The organism is Alteromonas sp. 5NW40-0090, from assembly GCF_057552975.1.
Map to the genome: position 1 here is coordinate 69,123 of NZ_BAAJLT010000004.1, position 18,562 is coordinate 87,684.

Annotated in this window: 15 protein-coding genes; 9 read left to right on the forward strand and 6 right to left on the reverse strand. The window is 43.6% G+C overall.

Features of this window, described 5'->3' with window-relative positions; translation table 11 throughout:
* Positions 1-17: 17 nt before the first annotated feature.
* Entirely contained in the window at positions 18-563 is a 546-nt protein-coding gene (locus AC27KT_RS06005) for a DsrE family protein (protein ID WP_487128274.1), read from the forward strand.
* A 305-nt stretch (positions 564-868) separates the two neighbouring features.
* Entirely contained in the window at positions 869-2,263 is a 1,395-nt protein-coding gene (gene zapE, locus AC27KT_RS06010) for a cell division protein ZapE (RefSeq protein ID WP_487128276.1), read from the forward strand.
* A 192-nt stretch (positions 2,264-2,455) separates the two neighbouring features.
* On the opposite strand, the gene AC27KT_RS06015 is transcribed toward zapE, so the two are convergent.
* The gene (locus AC27KT_RS06015; protein ID WP_487128278.1) at positions 2,456-4,132 is read right to left on the reverse strand and encodes an acyl-CoA dehydrogenase family protein; all 1,677 of its coding nucleotides are present in this window, start codon (positions 4,130-4,132) and stop codon (positions 2,456-2,458) included.
* Between the two features lie 226 nt (positions 4,133-4,358).
* Here AC27KT_RS06015 and AC27KT_RS06020 point away from each other — a divergent pair, with 226 nt between their 5' ends.
* The 3 genes from AC27KT_RS06020 (at position 4,359) to AC27KT_RS06030 (ending at position 7,107) form a co-directional block, all read left to right on the forward strand.
* Positions 4,359-5,159 carry a PaaX family transcriptional regulator gene (locus AC27KT_RS06020; protein WP_487128280.1) on the forward strand — a complete coding sequence of 267 codons (801 nt, stop codon included), beginning with the start codon at positions 4,359-4,361 and terminating at the stop codon, positions 5,157-5,159.
* Positions 5,160-5,207: 48 nt separating this feature from the next.
* Complete coding sequence (locus tag AC27KT_RS06025; RefSeq protein WP_487128282.1) at positions 5,208-6,320, forward strand: hypothetical protein; 1,113 nt, start codon at positions 5,208-5,210, stop codon at positions 6,318-6,320.
* Between the two features lie 319 nt (positions 6,321-6,639).
* Positions 6,640-7,107 (forward strand): hypothetical protein, encoded by a 468-nt coding sequence (locus AC27KT_RS06030; protein WP_014950289.1) that lies wholly within the window; start codon positions 6,640-6,642, stop codon positions 7,105-7,107.
* Between the two features lie 202 nt (positions 7,108-7,309).
* On the opposite strand, the gene AC27KT_RS06035 is transcribed toward AC27KT_RS06030, so the two are convergent.
* Complete coding sequence (locus tag AC27KT_RS06035) at positions 7,310-8,647, reverse strand: M24 family metallopeptidase (protein WP_487128285.1); 1,338 nt, start codon at positions 8,645-8,647, stop codon at positions 7,310-7,312.
* A 102-nt stretch (positions 8,648-8,749) separates the two neighbouring features.
* Between AC27KT_RS06035 and AC27KT_RS06040 the strand changes: the two genes are divergently transcribed.
* Positions 8,750-9,463: a substrate-binding periplasmic protein gene (locus AC27KT_RS06040; protein WP_487128287.1), complete on the forward strand. Its 714-nt coding sequence runs from the start codon at positions 8,750-8,752 to the stop codon at positions 9,461-9,463.
* Between the two features lie 32 nt (positions 9,464-9,495).
* Here AC27KT_RS06040 and AC27KT_RS06045 read toward each other — a convergent pair whose 3' ends face one another.
* Positions 9,496-9,876 (reverse strand): VOC family protein, encoded by a 381-nt coding sequence (locus AC27KT_RS06045; RefSeq protein WP_487128289.1) that lies wholly within the window; start codon positions 9,874-9,876, stop codon positions 9,496-9,498.
* 107 nt (positions 9,877-9,983) lie between these two features.
* On the opposite strand from AC27KT_RS06045, the gene soxR reads away from it, so the two are divergent.
* From soxR to AC27KT_RS06060, 3 genes are all read left to right on the forward strand, one after another.
* Entirely contained in the window at positions 9,984-10,460 is a 477-nt protein-coding gene (soxR, locus tag AC27KT_RS06050) for a redox-sensitive transcriptional activator SoxR (protein ID WP_487128291.1), read from the forward strand.
* Between the two features lie 6 nt (positions 10,461-10,466).
* Positions 10,467-11,462, forward strand: a complete 996-nt coding sequence (gene rlmF / locus AC27KT_RS06055) for a 23S rRNA (adenine(1618)-N(6))-methyltransferase RlmF (RefSeq protein WP_487128293.1) — start codon at positions 10,467-10,469, stop codon at positions 11,460-11,462.
* Between the two features lie 135 nt (positions 11,463-11,597).
* Positions 11,598-14,648: a diguanylate cyclase gene (locus tag AC27KT_RS06060; protein WP_487128295.1), complete on the forward strand. Its 3,051-nt coding sequence runs from the start codon at positions 11,598-11,600 to the stop codon at positions 14,646-14,648.
* 15 nt (positions 14,649-14,663) lie between these two features.
* On the opposite strand, the gene AC27KT_RS06065 is transcribed toward AC27KT_RS06060, so the two are convergent.
* From AC27KT_RS06065 to betA, 3 genes are all read right to left on the reverse strand, one after another.
* Complete coding sequence (locus AC27KT_RS06065) at positions 14,664-15,383, reverse strand: TorF family putative porin (protein WP_487128297.1); 720 nt, start codon at positions 15,381-15,383, stop codon at positions 14,664-14,666.
* A 139-nt stretch (positions 15,384-15,522) separates the two neighbouring features.
* A complete protein-coding gene (locus tag AC27KT_RS06070; protein WP_487128299.1) occupies positions 15,523-16,740 on the reverse strand; it encodes a BCCT family transporter in 1,218 nt (405 codons plus the stop codon).
* Positions 16,741-16,909: 169 nt separating this feature from the next.
* Entirely contained in the window at positions 16,910-18,562 is a 1,653-nt protein-coding gene (gene betA, locus AC27KT_RS06075) for a choline dehydrogenase (protein WP_487128301.1), read from the reverse strand.

Consider the following 18,562-nt stretch of genomic DNA (forward strand, 5'->3'; position numbering starts at 1 on the left):
AGGGAAAGGAAATGGTCATGACAAAAGGAATCGGCAGCGCGTCACTTTGTTTGGTAGCAGCATTGTTAATAATAGGGCAGGCTTCAGCTAAATCAGATTTTGAGTATGGGCCAGTGTTTAGCGCTTTCGGAAAACATGCGCCAGTGGATGGCGTTAGTTTTACTGAAAATCAAGCATTCAAAGTTGCGTTTGACGTAGCTAAAGCAGCAAACCCGGGTGAGGTTAACCGCAAGTTTGAGTCGCTAGCTCGTTTTATAAATATGCACGTTGCCAACGGCGTTAAACAGGAAAACCTTTCCCTTGCTCTCGTGGTTCACGGTTCTGCCACAGAAGAAATGCTTAAGGGGGAATTCTTCAAACAGCGCAAGGGGCAACATAACGGTAATGAAGTTCTGCTTACTGCACTTATGGAACAAGGTGTTGAAGTGATAGTGTGCGGTCAGTCTGCTACAGCTCATGGCATTGAAAAAGACGCTTTGATAGAAGGCGTAAAGATGGACCTATCAGCCATGACAGCCCATGTGCGCTTAGCCAAACGAGGTTACTCGGTTAACCCTTTTTAGGTTATTTAGTGTTTATGGAGGTATGTGTTATCCGGCTTGAGTGGTTTTATGTTTTGTTTAGAGAGTAAACAAAACATAAACATTCTATTTTATTAATATTATTCATATGGTTATGTTTTACTCTTGCAAGTTGAAACCTTGAGTTTGAGTCTTTACTACAAAATCAATTGATACTCATATAGAAATCAAGCGTACCAAAGCACCATGTTGATAAACTCATCAGGTTCATGATGAAGACGGTGACGGATAATAAAGCAGTACAACATAGCGTAGTTCGGCGGTCTTCCCCGACAGGCCCAGTAACAGTGGCATATGAAAGCAAGGTGGATGCGGGGGAGTTGCGACGAGATGACGCGCAATTTGCTCTGGCGGCAAAACTCGATGCTCTGCATGAGTCTCTTTCCTCGCTTCCGCCAGTACCAGTGGGCACCGACCAACCGACAGAGGACGGCTCTACAGGCAGTGGTCTATCGTTACTGGCGCGATCTTTGAAGTCTGCCCAGTCCATTCTTCGAAAGAAGTTCGATTTGTGGTCTTTTGGTCCACCACCGCGAGGTATATACATTCATGGCCCGGTCGGGGTCGGCAAGAGCTTTTTAATGGATCTCTTTTACGCGTCGGTTACTGCTCCTGAAGAAAATCATAGCTGTAACAAGAGTAGCTGCAAACACGCAAAAATAACCAAACGACGCGTTCATTTCCATGAATTCATGCTAGAAGTTCATCATCGAATCTTCGTCTACAAACAAAAGTTTCCAAGAGATGATGGGCTCCCCATCATTGCGCATCAATTAGCACAAGAAGCCCAACTCCTCTGTTTCGATGAATTTCAGGTAACAGACGTTGCCGATGCCATGATTTTAAAACGACTGTTTTTGATGTTATTGGATTTAAATGTCGTGGTGGTGGCCACTTCCAATCGCGCCCCAGAGGCATTGTATGAGGGCGGCATCAACCGTTCTCTCTTTTTGCCATTCATCGACATGTTGAAAGACACATTCGACATTATTTCTATGGAGGATTCTAGTGTAGATTATCGACTCGAAACTCGAGCGGATGGTCAATCTTATTTTTGGTCGAACGAAGATGTTTTCGGTAAAATTAATGACAACATACAGGCGCAGTTGGAAGAAATATTCGGTGGCTATGGATCTGGAACTGAGGCTGAGATCATTCCGGTCCTCTTTGGTCGAACTGTCAAGGTCGCCCGATTGAATGACCGGTGCGCCTGGTTTAACTTCTCCGATTTGTGCTACCAACCGCTCGGGGCGGCCGATTATATTTCCCTTTGCTGCCGATTTCCGGTCATCATTATGGAACGCGTCCCTCAACTGGACGCCAATCACCTCAACGAAGCGCGCCGGTTCGTTACCCTAATTGACGCGTGCTATGAATCTCGCACCCGCTTGGTACTTACGGCACGAGTCCCGCTTGACGAGTTGTTTGTCGATTTTGAAGCGCACGTTGAAAGCAATGATGGCGATGGAGAATTAATTGTTAGTGATAAAGGGGGGAACTCGAGTTCCTTTGCCACAACTATGATCCGCACCCAAAAGGGTGAATATTATGAATGGTCGGCGACGGGCCGAATTGGCGTGTCACTGGCACAATTTTCTTCCGCCAATGATCTCGCTTTTTCCTTTAGACGAGCCGCGTCTAGGTTAGTAGAAATGGGTGGAAAAGAATGGGGACGGCAATGACGAAAGATTTTTATCTTGTAAACAATTGCACCTATGACTGAGCTGCACCTATGGCTGAACAGGGCCTTGCGTCAGGCTTCATATACAGAACGGTAGTGCAAGCTTAGTGTGCTAGTAGGACTTTACGCCAATTTGAAAAATTTATTTCAACGTCAACTATTAGCTCTTGAACTGAGATCTTTTTGACCTTGCTCAGTTATAAGAAATTTGTCCAATCGCAATAATGCGCTCAAATGGTGTGGTGTCGGGCAGTGTACCAAAAGCGAAACCACTTCCGTTGCCTAGCCTCGACTCACAGAACGTGTGGGCAATATCTATAAGGGCGTTGTCGTTATCGACTGACGTTGCAAGAAGAGAGCATGCTTGCAGTGCTAGCGCCATTTGTTCGGTTAAATAGCGGCTACGCGTTTCCATATTTTGTGTTTTAGATAGCTCATTGAACAGCTTACTAAGGTGGATATCGTAATCCTTATTTTTGCCTACCTGTGTTTTAAGTTCGTTAAACAGGGCCTCTTTAATATCAGGCTCTTTGGCGAATGCACGTAGCACATCTAGACATTGTACGTTTCCACTGCCTTCCCAAATAGAATTGAGCGGAGCTTGACGGTAATAACGTGGCATAGGATTCTCTTCTACGTAACCAATGCCACCTAAACACTCTTGCGCTTCGTTTACAAACATAGGCGTGCGCTTACAAATCCAGTACTTTCCAATTGCCGTGGCCAGCCTTGCCAGTGCAGCTTCATGGCTATCATTTTGTGCACTATCTACCGCTTTTGCCACGCGCATAGTAAGCGCGGTTGCAGCAGCACACTCAATGGTGAGGTCTGCCAGAACGTTTTGCATTAGTGGCTGATTGACTAAGGTTTTGCTGAAGGCGTCGCGGTGGCTCACATGGTGTAAAGCGTGAACCAGTGATTGCCGCATGAGTGCTGATGATCCTATCATGCAGTCAAGTCGAGTAAGCGACACCATATCGATGATCACCGGCACGCCACGGCCTTCTTCGCCAATCAAGTATGCCGTGGCTTCTTGAAATTCAACTTCAGATGATGCGTTGCTCCAATCGCCTAGCTTGTCTTTCAAACGCTGAATTCGAACGTTATTAAGTTCACCGTTTTCAAGCATTCTTGGTAGTAAAAAGCAGCTTAGTCCGCCTTCGGCTTGCGCGAGAATAAGATGAGCGTCGCACATGGGGGCAGAGAAAAAGAACTTATGCCCTACAATGTGGTAACTGCCATCAGCTTGTTTCACTGCTGTAGTAGTGTTTCGCCTAACATCCGACCCACCTTGTTTTTCGGTCATGCCCATGCCAATAGTCAGCCCGTGTTTCTGACTCGCGGGTAAGGCGCGAGGGTCGTACACGCCATTGGTGGTTTTATCCAAGTAGTAAGGCGGTAAGCTTTTTCCATATCGCATGGCGGGGATCGCTGCGTGTGTCATTGTCAGTGGGCAAGATGTACCAGACTCTGCTTGATAATGTATATACATTAGAGCTGCTCGGATGGTATGTGCGCCTTCGATACCTTCATACTTCCACGAATAGTTATGTACATTATGCTGCATCGCACTTTCCATTAGCGCGTGATAGCTTGGGTGAAATTCAACATCGTCAATGCGGCGGCCATAGCGGTCAAATGTGTGGAGGACGGGCTTGTTTTTGTTTGCGAGTTCTCCATGGCTCATAAGGGTATCACCCGCAATTTGGCCATACTTTTCTAACAGGCCCTCATCGTGCTGATGTGAGGAGGGGAGATGCTGATTCACAAATATGCGTAGCAACGCATCATCACGCCACACGTTGTAAGGGGCGGCAATAGTGGGCTGGTTGTCTACAATGTGCGTTACAAATCGATTTGATAAAGTCATGGCATTTCCACTTAGTGAATACACAAAATGTGTCTTCGTCCTTGCTCTCTACATTAAACATTACATCATTAGTTTAGAGTTAACAAATAATGTAATGTTTGTGCCTGGCGTGTGTTTATATAATGATGGAAGTCGCGTGGTTGGCCTCAAATGGTTTATGTAGTCAACTGAGTCGAGGCTTGATTAAGTATTTAGGTCCTATCTAAAACAAAGAAGTAAATAGAGCTTGCAGCTAGAAAAAGAGAAAAAGCCCGTAGCACGAAAGCTACTGCTAAAGCTATTGGGTTCACGAGATAATATTAAAATGAATGCCAGTGCAGCTGTTCGCGTAGGAGCATTGTTTGGTATTTCTGAAAACAACATCCGAGTAACGCTAACCCGCTTGCAGTCTGCACAGCTTATCACCTTAGTTGAGCGCGGTTATTACAAACTAGGCGACGAAGGTATTCATTTTGCTAAAGAAATACACCAGTGGCGAGAAGATGAGAATGGGCTTGTACCTTGGCAAAACGATTGGGTTGTCGCTCAAACTAGCCCCCTTGCCAAAAGTGATCAAAAGCAGAACAGAAATAACGAGCGTGCACTTAAGCTTGCGGGAATGAAAAAGCTGGCAAACGACTTTTACATTAGGCCGAATAATTTTTCAGGCGGAGCAGGCGAAGTAAGAGACAAACTTTGTTCACTTGGTCTGTCGAGGAAGGCGCTAGTGTTTAGCGCCTGCGACTTTGACAGTAAGACACAAAGCAAGGCGATGGGACTATGGTGCCACTTAAACCTAGAGTCGCTGTATAAAAACGGATGCAATGAAATAGAGGAATCTCTCGCTCGTTTAACGTCTTTATCCCTTGAAGAAGCCACAAAAGAATCTTATGTGATAGGAGATAGAGCGTTATATCACTTAGTTTTTGACCCTTTGCTGCCAACACCACTTGTAGATGTAGCAATGCGCGAGCGTTACCGTAATCTTGTAAAAAAATACGATGATATTGGCGCAAAGATATGGCTTCGCTTTTTAAACCAAAATTAGGTAAGTAAACGCTGAATTGGAACGGAAGTAGCTGAAATGGAAGTAAATATGACCGCATCAAGACCGTTATTTAAACATATCCGTAATCATACCGCGCTTTTCAGTGAGCTTTCACAATATAGGAACGCTGCGGTAGATACATTAGGGTTTTCAGGCTTTGAGTTTCATAAAACCCCAAAGTTCGTGACCGAAGATGGAAGCAGGCTTACTATAGAGCCAGAAAGAAGTATTGTTCTTCCAAAAGTGAACGCACTGGCAGGGCTTAAAAATAAGCTAACGCAAGCCATTTCAACGTTGCACATGGTTGAACATAGTGAAATAGGCTATCGCTATCCAACAGCAGCGTTGGCAGGTTTAGATGCTCCGTTTATAAAGCGCATGCGCTCTGAGTATTTTCATAAAGTGGATGAAGACAGAAGCATTTGTCGTCCTGTGAATTTGTCCTATGGAATAAAAAGTCGCGGAAAAGCTGATAACCGTCAAGAATACGAAGTCTGGATGCCAGAAGAAGCGCCAGATCAAAATCCGCTGCCTTTGCTCATAAACGCGTACGGCGAAGACTTACCCGATGATGTAAGGCACTTTGTTGAACAACCTTCAAAAGTGCATGGTTGGATGGGCGTTAAGCGTGCGGCATTTGAAGCGCTTTATACAAATAAGCAACACTGCGGCGAGTTGATTATTTGTATCGCCATGAGCGTAGATGCATACAATATCGGCGCTAAGCCAGATTTGGCCTATTCTCCAGAGGCCGAAAGTTCTATTGCGGTTAGCAACGCCGAATTTGAATGGGAAATAGAGGGTTACTATGCTCCCCGAGGCTGGGCGTTTGACCACGATGAAGTGTGGGCAGCAATAAATCACACGTTAGAAGCTATTAATGAGCCGCTCGATGATTTATACGGCAACGAAATTATTCCTATTGCCGAAAGTAAAACAGAGCGTATTTTGTCAACATTGCAATCACTGGGGGTTAGGCAGGAAGAAGTAGACGCACTCAATCTGCAGCCATGGGAGTTTATGCTTACTGAAAGCGAGCACAGGGTGAAAGCGCACGACCCCAGTCGTTCTGTTAATTTACTGGGTAGACTCAATCGACTTTTCTACCAACCAGAACAGCATTTACCTTCACTTAACTGGATGCACGATCTCATTCTATAGGTTTAAACTTTAAAGATTACTCTGCTACTCGACTTTGATTATTATCATTTACAAAACCAAGCGCGCTGAAAGCAATTTCATGCGCGCTTTTTTGTGCGCTTGCGACCCTACACCTGTAACTAAAAATACTTATATGTAAATTTTTATATAAAATATGTTGGTTTTTGTAAATAACTTTCAGTTTTGTCGTGATCTGTCTGTTTAATTTGCTATTTCTGTAATTAAATTACGAAAAATGCTTTATTTTTTGAAAGTATTGTTCATAATGTATTCATCACTCAGGTGATATCTAATTTAGTTACAAAATAGGAATTCAAAAATGAAACTGTCTACTTTCGCTATTGCTCTAACATTATCTGTTGCTGCCACTCAATCTTTTGCAAAAGATGTCGTACTAAAGCCAATTAACGACAACATCGAAACACAAGCATGTTTAACTGCTGCTGAAGATGGTTTTGGTCCTGCATTGCGTCTTATCCGTTCAAAAGGTTTTAATGCAGAAGAGTTCAGTGCATCTGTACGTTGCAACGGCGAATCACTTCGCACTTTTGCTTATATGTACAAAAACAACAAGGCGACTGAGAACGCGAAAACAGTAGCACTTGTTGCTAAGAACCAAGATGTTGCGTCACAGGCTTGTCTAGAAGCGCTTTCAGTAGGTAAAGAAGCGGCATTAGCGAAGTTTGGCTTGGAAGGTGAAAACATTATTTGTAACCACAAAACAATGTCTGATTTTGTTCGCGAATATAGTGCAGAGAACGTAGTTGTTCGCACTGCTGCTGAATAAGACTGCGTTTTAGGATAGCAACCTACTGCTAATATTTAGTACAGTTTCATGGCCTTTAGCTTGAAAGGGCGAAAGGCCTGACACTTTACGCTTCGCTCGATTTAATACTACGTAAGTCTTCTCGCATCAGCTAACCTTTAGCCGCACCGTTCAGTTTATTCATTATATAGGCATTAAAATAGGCGCAACGCTCCACCTATAGTTATTGGTTTTTGTCTGAATGAATCAAATGAAACTCAGTTTGCCTACCATCTAAATAGGTTACTGACTTACCGTCAAAAAATGCATCTTCTTCCAGCATAATTCTAATTTCTTTGTTCCACTCCTCAATAAAGCTAGCCGTATTAAGCTCTATTGAATAGGCCGTTTGTGCAAACATTGGATAGTCACCTTTTATTGGTACTCCTTCCTGCGCATCCCACATTCCTATCGTTGGGCCTGCCGCGTGTCCATGAAAACCAAGCGGGTGGGTATAAATAGCGGGCGTAATGCCTTGTTCGATAGCCTGCTGTCGCGACATACTTAATATAGTATTACCCGTTCTACCTACTTTAAAATTACCGGTCAGAATGTCCTGCAACTGATTTCCGGATTTGAGTGCTTTTTTAAGTGAAGCTGGCGCGTCTTTTTCTCCAGGTTTTAATACGTAGGCATGTTGCTGTTGATCTGTGTTAAGTCGAAGGTAAGTAATGCCGAAATCAACATGAATGAGATCGCCCGGACGAATGATGTTTTCGCCAGGGCGTTTACTGAACGCGCTGATTTGATCGAATACTTCATTGTCTTGGCGTTGAATAGAGACGGTGGGATGAAACCAATTAGTAAGCCCCAGTGCACGGGTTTGGTCGCGAAGCCACCATACCACATCGTCTGTAGTTGTTACGTTAGGTGTAATGACTTCATTTGAGAATGCCGTTGCTATAAGAGAGTGACCAATTTGGGCCAGAACAGGATAATACTGCATTTCCAGTTCACTTCGGGTTTCTAACCAACCAATTGAAAGCTTCTCACCACTCACTACACGGTTTTTTAGTTCTTTAGGAAGCACAGCCATAAACTTTTCGTGCTCAGTAGCGGTCATGCCGTCCGCAAGTGCGAAAGCGTTAGACTTATTTATGGCTATTTTTGAGGGATTTCGGGTCTCGATAATATTTTTTAATGCTTCCCACTGGTCGGGTTGTGCTTCCTTATCCCACGCTTTTTTAAATAGTGAGCCTACTGCGTACCTTGCTACAGCCAAACGTTCTAGCGGTTGCCCATTGCCTGGGTCATAAATGACTAACATGGTATGACGTCGTGCGGAAATCCAAGTAGAAGGTAGCATGGTTTTTAAAACGGGATCTTCATTGTATTCCCGGGACATTAGCACCCACATGTCGATGCCTTCTTTATCCATAATGTGGGGGAGTACATCATTGAAACGCTGTTCAAGAATATTATCAATTAAGGCACTTCTTTCTTTCATCGACAGCACAGAATTGGCTTGTACACTGAAACCAACAAGGGTGAGTAGAAGAAATAAGGTTTTTTTCATATGCATTCCGTTGTTTTGACAGATGTTTTGGTATTTACTGGCTATTCTTTATACCGTTAACACGTTATTTACGCTTTGTATATATAAATCAATTGAATGGATATCTTGATGAAATTTTCTCTTTGTTCTTGTTTGCTATTTTGTGGGTTTATAAGCTTTCACTCGGTTGCGCAAACGTCGATTAAGTGGGGCACTGACTATTGGCAAGATTATACAAACTACGACGGAAGCGGCTTTTATAACGAGCTAGTACATAAAATTTTTCCAGAACCAGAGTACATAGTAGATATTCACTATTATCCTTGGAAACGTAGCGTGAAGAACGTGTTGCAAGGAAATATTGATATGACAGGTGCTATGCACAAGACTGAAATGCTTTATCATTCTGAGCGACCCGTACTTATTGACACCGTAGTTATGGTAAGCCGAATACAAGATACCCTAACGCGAGATTCTCTTGATAACAAACTCGGCGCTTACCGCTCTGGTTATGAAGATATGGTGTTTTATCCCTATTTAGAAAAGGCGACGATGGGACTGGAAGTTGAAGATTCGTATAAGGGATTAACTTTGCTAGCAATGAAAAAGATCGACTTCTATGTTGGAGCCGATAGTTTGGTGCAACTCGCTTTAAATGAGCGTGACGACCGCGCTGAATATGAGATATCTGAATTAGGCAGTTTTAAATTATATTGGTCTTTCGCGCTCACTGAACATGGTTTGGCACTTAAAACCGCATTTGATGAACGATTAGAAGCTTTGCGCGAGCAAGGTGTGCTCGCACAGCTTTATCAAAAATATGATCTTATTATGCCTTTCTGAATCGCCCCTGAGGGGGAAGTAGACTTCATAAATTAGCAGTACGATACTACTTCAATTTCTATATTTTGCTGTGCCATGAAGTAAAATCGTCTACCTGGCTCGTAATCACCGTGGCTGTAGGTTTTAAAATTTAGCGACAGAACATGCTGTTCTGTTTCGTCTAAATTTGGCACAACAATACCGATGTGGTTGATATTAGCGAGGGTTTTGTAATCGCTTTTTATATCATTGATAGTTTTAGGTCTGTAAAGAGCTAGGTAGTCGTTATCGTTTCCTACGTGCACCGTGTAGCCGTCATTTTTGGCGCCGCCGCTCCATCGTACTTTCCAACCAAATAGTTTACAAAGCAAGCTGGCTAGCTCATCTGGGTTTTCAACGGTGATATTCGCGTGCTCTAGGTATGCAGTGGTCATGTGTTTTTCCTTGTGTAGATTATCAACGAAAAACAGCTTAATATCTAAAGCTAACTTTAGATCAAGCGTTTTTTACTCGCTATTTCGGAATTGGAAAATGGGGCGTTATGGCACCAGAACCTATGGTAAGCATTGGCTTTATTGCTAAACGTACTGGCAATGCTGTTTCATTAATTCGCTATTATGCCAACGAAGGGCTAATTCCTTCTGTGCGCACAAATGGCGGAAATAGAGCATTTCCTCGCTCTGTCATTCGCAGAGTTTCCTTTATCTTGATTGCGCAAAATATGGGGTATTCCCTTACTGAGATAAAGAGTCTGTTGTCTACACTTCCAGACAACAGAACGCCAACACAAGCTGATTGGGCAAAATTAAGCACGGTGTTTAATCAGCATATCGAAGCAAAAATTGCGGCGCTCACCAGTTTAAAAACATCGCTAGAGGGATGTATTGGCTGCGGGTGTCTGTCATTGGAACGCTGTAGGCTTTACAATACCGACGATAAAGTAGCAGCCCAAGGAAGTGGCGCCCAATTGCTCGATGAAAACGTTCAATCCCAATTTTTAGTTTCACATAAAAAGTAGTGCTTCATGCATCCAAAAAATCCCCACAGAAACGGCTATCCTATGGATGCGCTGTGCCAGACATACCCGGCGCTTAAGCCTTTTCTCGTTCGTGCTAAAAGCGGCAATACCAGTATAGATTTTACCAGCCCACAAGCGGTGAAGGTGCTTAATGCGGCCTTACTTCATCACTACTATCGCCTTGAATATTGGGATATTCCTGATGGCTACTTATGCCCCCCTGTACCTGGAAGAGCAGATTATATCCACGGTATTGCTGACTTATTAGATTCAACAAGCAGCAGTGCACAAGGCGGGCAACGTCATAACGGGAAAGACCAAAACATTCGTGGGCTTGATATAGGCGTAGGCGCAAATGCTATCTATCCTATTATTGGTGTCACATCCTATGACTGGTCGTTCGTTGGTAGTGATGTCGACGATGCCGCAGTAAAAAGTGCTAAAATCACTGCTAGCAAAAACAGCGTGTTAGCCAATAAACTCCAAGTTCGCAAACAAACGAATAGAGCAAGTATTTTCAACGGCGTGATTGAAGCAAATGAACGATTTACGTTTACCATGTGCAATCCTCCGTTTCATAAGTCTGCGCAAGATGCACTGTCAGGCACGCGAAGGAAGACATCTAATTTAACCCGCAATAAACAGAAACGAAGTGGTGCAAAGTTCACCGATAATCGTGAGCAAGGTTTTGGGCATCGTGCATCCAAGCTACAAGGTAAAAATGCCGCTTATCAAGGTAAGGACGCAAACTTGAACTTTGCGGGCCAAGCGAATGAACTGTGGTGCGAAGGCGGTGAACTTGCCTTCATTCAGCGCATGGTTCAAGAGAGTGTCTCTGTAAAAGACAATGTAGAGTGGTTCACCTGCTTGGTGTCGAAGAGTGCCCATTTGAAACCAATTAAAACCAGTATTGATTATTACGGTGCTACGCAGTGTAAAGTGGTTGATATGGGGCAAGGAAGTAAATTGAGTCGTTTTGTTGCGTGGACTTTTTCTCGTTAGTTTCATACGAATGTTGATTTGACAGCGTGTGTGATGTGAACAACTATTGTGATATTGGCATGTTTCGAAGTAACACGGCTCCATCGTTATGAAATTCCAGCTCCAGGCGTCTTTATCTTTTTTTTCTGAGGTTCAATGAAAAACCTTTTCTTTTCACTATTCAATATCGCTTTTTTATATCCTTTTATCATACTTTCGGGCTTTGCAAACACTGATGCTGCAGCTGAAAGTTATCGGGTTGAACAGTGGAGCGTGGCTGGTGTACCAACCTATGATGTCGGTCAATATGTATCTGCAAAGGGGCTGCCTCAAATATCCATAAAAGCAATAGTTAAGGATGAGAATGGATTTGTGTGGCTTGGCACAGAGAATGGGCTTACTCGATTCGATGGACGTAAGTTTGAGTTCTTCAATACCATTAACACTCCCGAGCTAGGTTCAAATTGGATCCATGGCTTGTTTCTTGACGATACGAGTCGACTTTGGGTAGTGACAGGCGTTGGGCTAGTGAGCTTCGATGATGGTAAATTTGAGGCACATAACGTTAATTTTGACGATAAACCAATAAAGCAAGTTATTGCAGATGCCAAGAGCAAGGTGTGGGTAGTTACTGATTCACTATGGTTACTTCAAGGTGCCCAAGCAAAGGCTCATGATTACGCAAATGATTCGATCATTCACTCATATTACGACGCGCATCAGTTGTGGTTGCTAACAACGCAAGGTGAGTTGCTGCAGACGCGTATTACATCATCTGTTCAAGAAGTTTGCCGCTATCCTATTGGCAATTTTGCCAATGCAGAACGTTTGTTAGTGCAAGGAAATACAGCCTATATACACAAAGATAAAAAAATTTATCGCTTTAAATTATCTTTTGAAACCTGTCGTTTCAGCGTGGTGTCAGCAAGTGGCGAAGATAGAATTAAAAGCCTGTTTAGCACTCATGGTGGTGGTGTTGTTGCAGTTTCAGACAATGGCAAGCTTTTAGATATCAAGCCACGGGCAAAGCCAACTCTCCATCGCTTATCACCCGCCATAGATAATCGCTTTTTACTCGACAATAGCGTGCTGCTCAACGACGAAGAAACGTGGTTTCTAGGAACCAAAACTCATGGATTGATTATTTATTGGAGCACGAACGTAAGGCGCGTAGCACCTACGCAAGATATATCCAGCGCTCGTATTTGGTCATTTTTTTCTCGTGGAAATCGCTTATATGCCGCAACTAATAAAGGCGTGTTTATTAACGATTCAAAAGATAGTTGGCCGCTGATAGTTCCTCCAGGGGCAATCGCAGGTAACGATGCTTACAGCGTCTTTGAAAGTGATGGCGAGCTTTGGATTGGAACTCGAAGAGGACTTTTTAAAAAGCGAAAAGGGACAGCACAGTTTGACGCTATCCCTGAATTTTCCGAACTTCAAGTAAATACTTTATATCAAGGAGATGATGCGCTCTATGTGGCGACGACTAAAGGCCTTTTCCAGTTCAACGATAATGATTTCAAACACATACCCATATTTGAAAATGAATCAGTTCGCAGTATCTTAAAAGCAAAGGATGGTGTGTTATGGGTAGGCACAGAATCAGGACTGTTTAGCCGAAAAGAAGATAAATGGCGCAAAATTGAGTTATTAAGTGGGTCGAGTGTATTTGTTTCTTCATTGCTTGAATTAAGTGATGGAAGGCTGTTTGTTGGAACTTATGGACAAGGCTTGATGATGCTTGATGAAACCAAGCAATGGCGCTCGTTCAACATTAAAAATGGGTTAGCTTTTCAAGACCTTTTCAGCGTGACAGTGCACGATAGTAAGCTCTGGCTGAGCGGTGCAAGTGGTATTGCTTATGTGGAAATAAACGACATTACTGATGCTCAATTGAAAAGTACCGTTGTTTTGCGGGATGATGGTACTTTCAGCGCGCGTACCGATTTACGGTGTTGTAATGGAGCGGGTAATCTGCGAGCTGTTGTATTTAAAGATATCTTATATTTACCAACACTAAATGGCGTACTGGCAGTACAAAATAGTGAGAGTCGTAAGCTAACAGAACAAGTAGTCATTACCGGTGTCTATGTTGACGGCAAACGAGAAAATAGATATAGCAATCGAATAAGTCTCAACAAAAAGCGAAACGCAGAAATTATTTTTTCGCGTCCTGCTTTTTCTGCAGAGTCTGTTCCAGAGTACCGATACCGTCTAGACGACAGCGACTGGATTTATTCAGGGTCTCGGGAAGAGGCTTTCTTGGCCAAGTTGCCAGCAGGTGAAACCACGTTTGAAGTCCAATCTAGACTAGATGGCGAGGCTTGGTTACTAGGAGACACAATAATACTTTATGTCGAACCTAATTGGTGGGAATCTAGATGGGCTAAGCTAGTCGCCGCCTTAGCCTTGCTTGCAATTTTTTATGTTATTTACCGCCTTCGCATTGCCTCTTTTCGACAACGAAACGAGATACTTGAAGCTCGAGTCAATGAGCGTACTGTAGCATTTGAAAGGGTAAATACTGAACTTCAGCAAAAAAACAAAGCGCTGGAAGAAGCGGCGATCACCGATCCTTTAACTGGGTTATATAATCGAAGAGCAGTTAAGCGTTTCGTACCTAAAATTTTTGATTTAATAAATGGAAAAGCAGAGCAAGAAGATACCTCAGTTGAATTTGATGATGTATGTGCCATTTTTCTAATCGATCTAGACAACTTTAAACAATTAAACGACACCTATGGGCATGATAAAGGTGATAGCGCACTTTATCATGTCGCAAAAGCTTTGCAGACAGTAAGTCGTAATACCGATAAGTTAATACGTTGGGGAGGAGAGGAATTTCTGTTAGTTGTTCCTTCCATTAACTCTAGCGATATCGTCGAATTTAATAAGCGACTGCATAGGTCTATCGCATCGCTTCATCATGCACTAGAGATTCCTGAGCCTATTTCAATGTCAATAGGAGCAACCAAGCTTCCCTGGGATGATTGCATGCTTGATTCAAAGATATGGGAACATGCAATTCTGATAGCGGACTGGGCTTTGTATCAAGCTAAAGACAGCGGCCGTAATGTCACGATTTTCATTAATGCGTCAACAGCAATGGCAACGTGGTCAGACTGGAGTGTCGAGGGCCTTTCCAGCGCTGCGAATCAGGGGCTACTGCTATCGTCGACGCTAGAGAACAATAGCCCCAGTTAGTGCTAGCCTATTAGATTAAAAGCTAAAGGTTTTCGATACGCCAAACACAATTCGTTCATCGGCGGTATCGAAATCGAGATTGGTGTTTTCAGCGGCAATTTCGAAGTCAAACCCTTCGTAGCTTGTTTGGTAAGCCAAACGGTAGTGGTAGAAAGAGGTGTCGTCGCCATTCCACAGCCACTTGTCACTGTCTAGGGAGTTAGATACATCAAAGCTTGCTCGTAAATTGTGGTTGGGTGCGAGTTCAAAGGTATGAGCAACCATCGCGATGGCGTGTTTAGCGCCTGTCCCAAAGTAATCCCATGTATACCAGAAGTTTAGTTCTGAACTACCGTAGTCACTAGCATAACCGAATTTGGTATACACTTCCGGGTAATTCCCGTCACTTGAATCGTCACCGCCGTGATAAGAGTAATAGGCGATACCGTAGTCGATACTTACCGCATCGGTTAGCATTTGATAACGACCTACGTAGAAGTCCCATTCAAGATTAGTATCGCCGCCAAAATCTACATTTGAAGCCCACGTTCCAGCGTAAGTACCATTTTCTAAGGCTTTGTCGACGCCGCCTTGGAGAGCAGGGTCGTTTTGAGTCTGACTAACGCCGTTGAATGTATAGTCTGAAACTGCGGAAATGTTGGCGCTCCAGTCAGCAAGAGATGCCGAAGCATAGAATGTCGCAATAATGGCAGTGAGTATGCGTGCAGACGGTAAAAATACGTTTGATTTTTTCATGTTAAACACCCGTTTTTATCATTGTTGTGTATATCATAGTTGTTTATTTAATCGACGCCCTTTAATAGTAGGCACTCTTTAGCTTCACCGGCTCAAACCGAGCCAGTGAAGAAGAGGGGAAAAACAAATATGAAATGTTTTAGTTAAGGTTTTCTATTTTTGTGAAGTCAATTTTGTTCTCTTTCGGAGACGTTTTGATAGCCGTTACCGATTTGAATTTCTGACTCAAAATGAACGCAAAGCAGCTAAAGAATACGGCAATAACTAGCGCACCTACCCACTGAATTTGCAAGAAGTCTAGTTTGAATAACAGCGTAAGCAGCGATAGTGCCACGATGTTAAGGGCAATATAATTACCTTTGCCAATGCGCTCAACGGTCATATTAAGGTTGTCGGTATAAAGTCTGATTAGTGAATCAAGTGAGTTGATTACAAACACGATACCTACAAATACCATTGCCATATTTGTGATCCCTTCCGTTGGAATACCTGCGCTGTGGTAGTGATACAGCACAGAGAACCATGCTGCGATAGGGATAGATGGGATAACCATCATAGCCAGCATAACTTGGTAGGTTTTAAGGCCGCCCACGAAACGAGACGTAAACTGACCTATCATGATGCTCCAACTGAACCACCAGAATAGATAAAACTCATGGTAATCATTGATGGGTAATACGAAGTTATCGATGTTCGCAAAATAGCCGCCAATAAGACCTAAATTGGTAAAATAAGCTGTTATCTCACTTTCGCCAAACACAAATGCCGCAGCCCACATACCAACAATAAGGGCTATAAATACCCACGTAGTGGTTAGACTTAAAATACGAACGTACTTAATGCTTGTACTTGAGTACACCGCAAAAGCAATGGCTGCGAACACAATCAGGTAGAACGCTGGCACGACAGATTCTCCGTCGCCTATCGACGGTAAATACCAGGGAAGGTTAGACAGCAGTAGAAACGCCGTGAAAGCACAGGTTCCGATGATTACAATGTTGTTTACGAACTTAACAACCGGAAGCTCGAAGAACTTTACTTTCGGTTCGATTACGCAGAAATAAAAGCAAGTAAGAAAATAGAATCCCCAAATTAAGAATCCCCAAAATCCAAACTCAATAGCGAGCGGATTGGTGAAGGCATATTCAGGACTTGCGCTTATGTCAGCATAACCAGCAAATTCAGTGAGCGGGAACATAATAAGGCCCACGTCCAAACCTGAGGTAAAGAGAATGGCAATAAAGGTAAAGGTTCTTACTGGCGTTACGCCGACCACTTTCATGTTGCCCCATTTAAACAAAATATAGGCTACAGAAAGTAGAGTGAAAATAATGCCTGCACTAAGCCATACTGTCATTATCACCCTCCCAATATTGATAAAAATGAAACATGTTTTTTCCTTTTTTTCGTTATTAAACAGTCCACCCAGCTACTCGCTAAAACCATCTTAAGAAGGCTGCATGTAGGCACTGTGGAAGGTGTGCTTGTTTTAAAAACAAGCACACTGGTGCGAGGTAGTTTAAAATTTAGCGTTGCTCTGTTTGCCAATGCGGGTGTATATCCACGGGCACATTTTGTGGTGGTAAAGCAGGTTTACCCAGAATGATGTCTGCCGCCTTTTCCGCCACCATAATGGTTGGCGCATTTAGGTTTCCGTTTGGAATAGTGGGGAAGATAGAAGAATCCACCACTCGCAACCCTTCAATGCCATGAACATTGGTTTGAGAGTCAACCACTGCCATGTCGTCTTCGCCCATTTTGCAAGAGCATGATGGATGGTAAGCGCTCTCAACGGCTTCACGCACAAAAGCGTCTATTTCTTCATCCGTCTGAATGTGCTCGCCAGGCTGAATTTCGCCGTCTCTGAAGTCGTCGAATGCTGACTGTGCGATGATTTCCCGTGTAAGTCTTACGCATGCTCTAAACCCTTCGATATCATCTGGATGCTGCAAATAGTTAAACAAAATTTTAGGCGGAACCGTCGGGTTAGCCGACTGAAGGGTTACGCTACCTCTACTTTTAGGTTTGTTGTGACCTACGTGCACTTGAAAGCCATCGCCATCAAACGCCGACTTTCCGTCGTATCGAATAGCGGCAGGCAAGAAGTGGTACTGAATGTCTGGCCACTCCACATCTGCTTTCGAGCGAATGAACGCGCAAGATTCAAAGTGATTCGTAGCGCCTAACCCAGAACGGTTTAACAACCAGCGAGCGCCGATCAACCCTTTTGAAATTAAGCCCAGTTTGCGGTTTAACGTTATTGGCTGTTTGCACTTGTACTGGAAATAAAATTCCAAATGATCTTGCAGGTTTTGACCCACACCCGGCAGGTGGTGCTTAACATCGACACCTGCTTTTTCAAGAATATCTTTGTCGCCAATTCCAGAAAGTTGCAGGATGTGTGGCGAGCCAATAGAGCCGGCACTTAAAATCACTTCGTTAGATGCGGCGGCAGTTTCGGTTTTACCGTTCACCACATATTCAACGCCTTTCGCGACTTTATCTTCCAGCACGACTTTAGTAACCAGTGCGCCAGTCACTATAGTTAAATTCTTACGCGATTTTACCGGGTCAAGATATTCACGGCTTGCCGAACTGCGTACACCGTCTTTCACGGTCATATGCATGGGCCCGAAGCCTTCTTGCTGCTTGCCATTATAATCGCTAGTGATGTCGTAGCCCGCCTGTTCGCCGGCTTTAATGAAGGCCGTATAAAGCGGGTTCTGCATTTCGTTGCCGTTATTAACGCCTAGTTCACCATTGCCACCTCGGTACGCGTCGTTACCTTTGTACCAGGTTTCTGCTTTTTGGAAATAGGGTAGGCACGCCTGATAATTCCAGCCCTCTGCGCCGTGAGCTTCCCATTCATCGAAGTCTTTAGCATGGCCGCGTACGTATACCATTCCGTTAATGGATGACGAGCCGCCCAATACTTTACCGCGTGGGCAGTGCATTTCACGGTTGTTTAAATAGGGCTCTTTTTCAGTGTTGAATTGCCACGCATACTTGTCGGTATTCATAGGAATAGACAGCGCCGTTGGCATCTTGATGAAAATGCTTTTATCTGAGCCACCGGTTTCCAGTAGCAACACCTTGTGCTTTGGGTTTTCTGATAAGCGGTTCGCTAGCACGCAGCCAGCAGAACCTGCTCCAACAATAATGTAATCAAATGTCTGCAT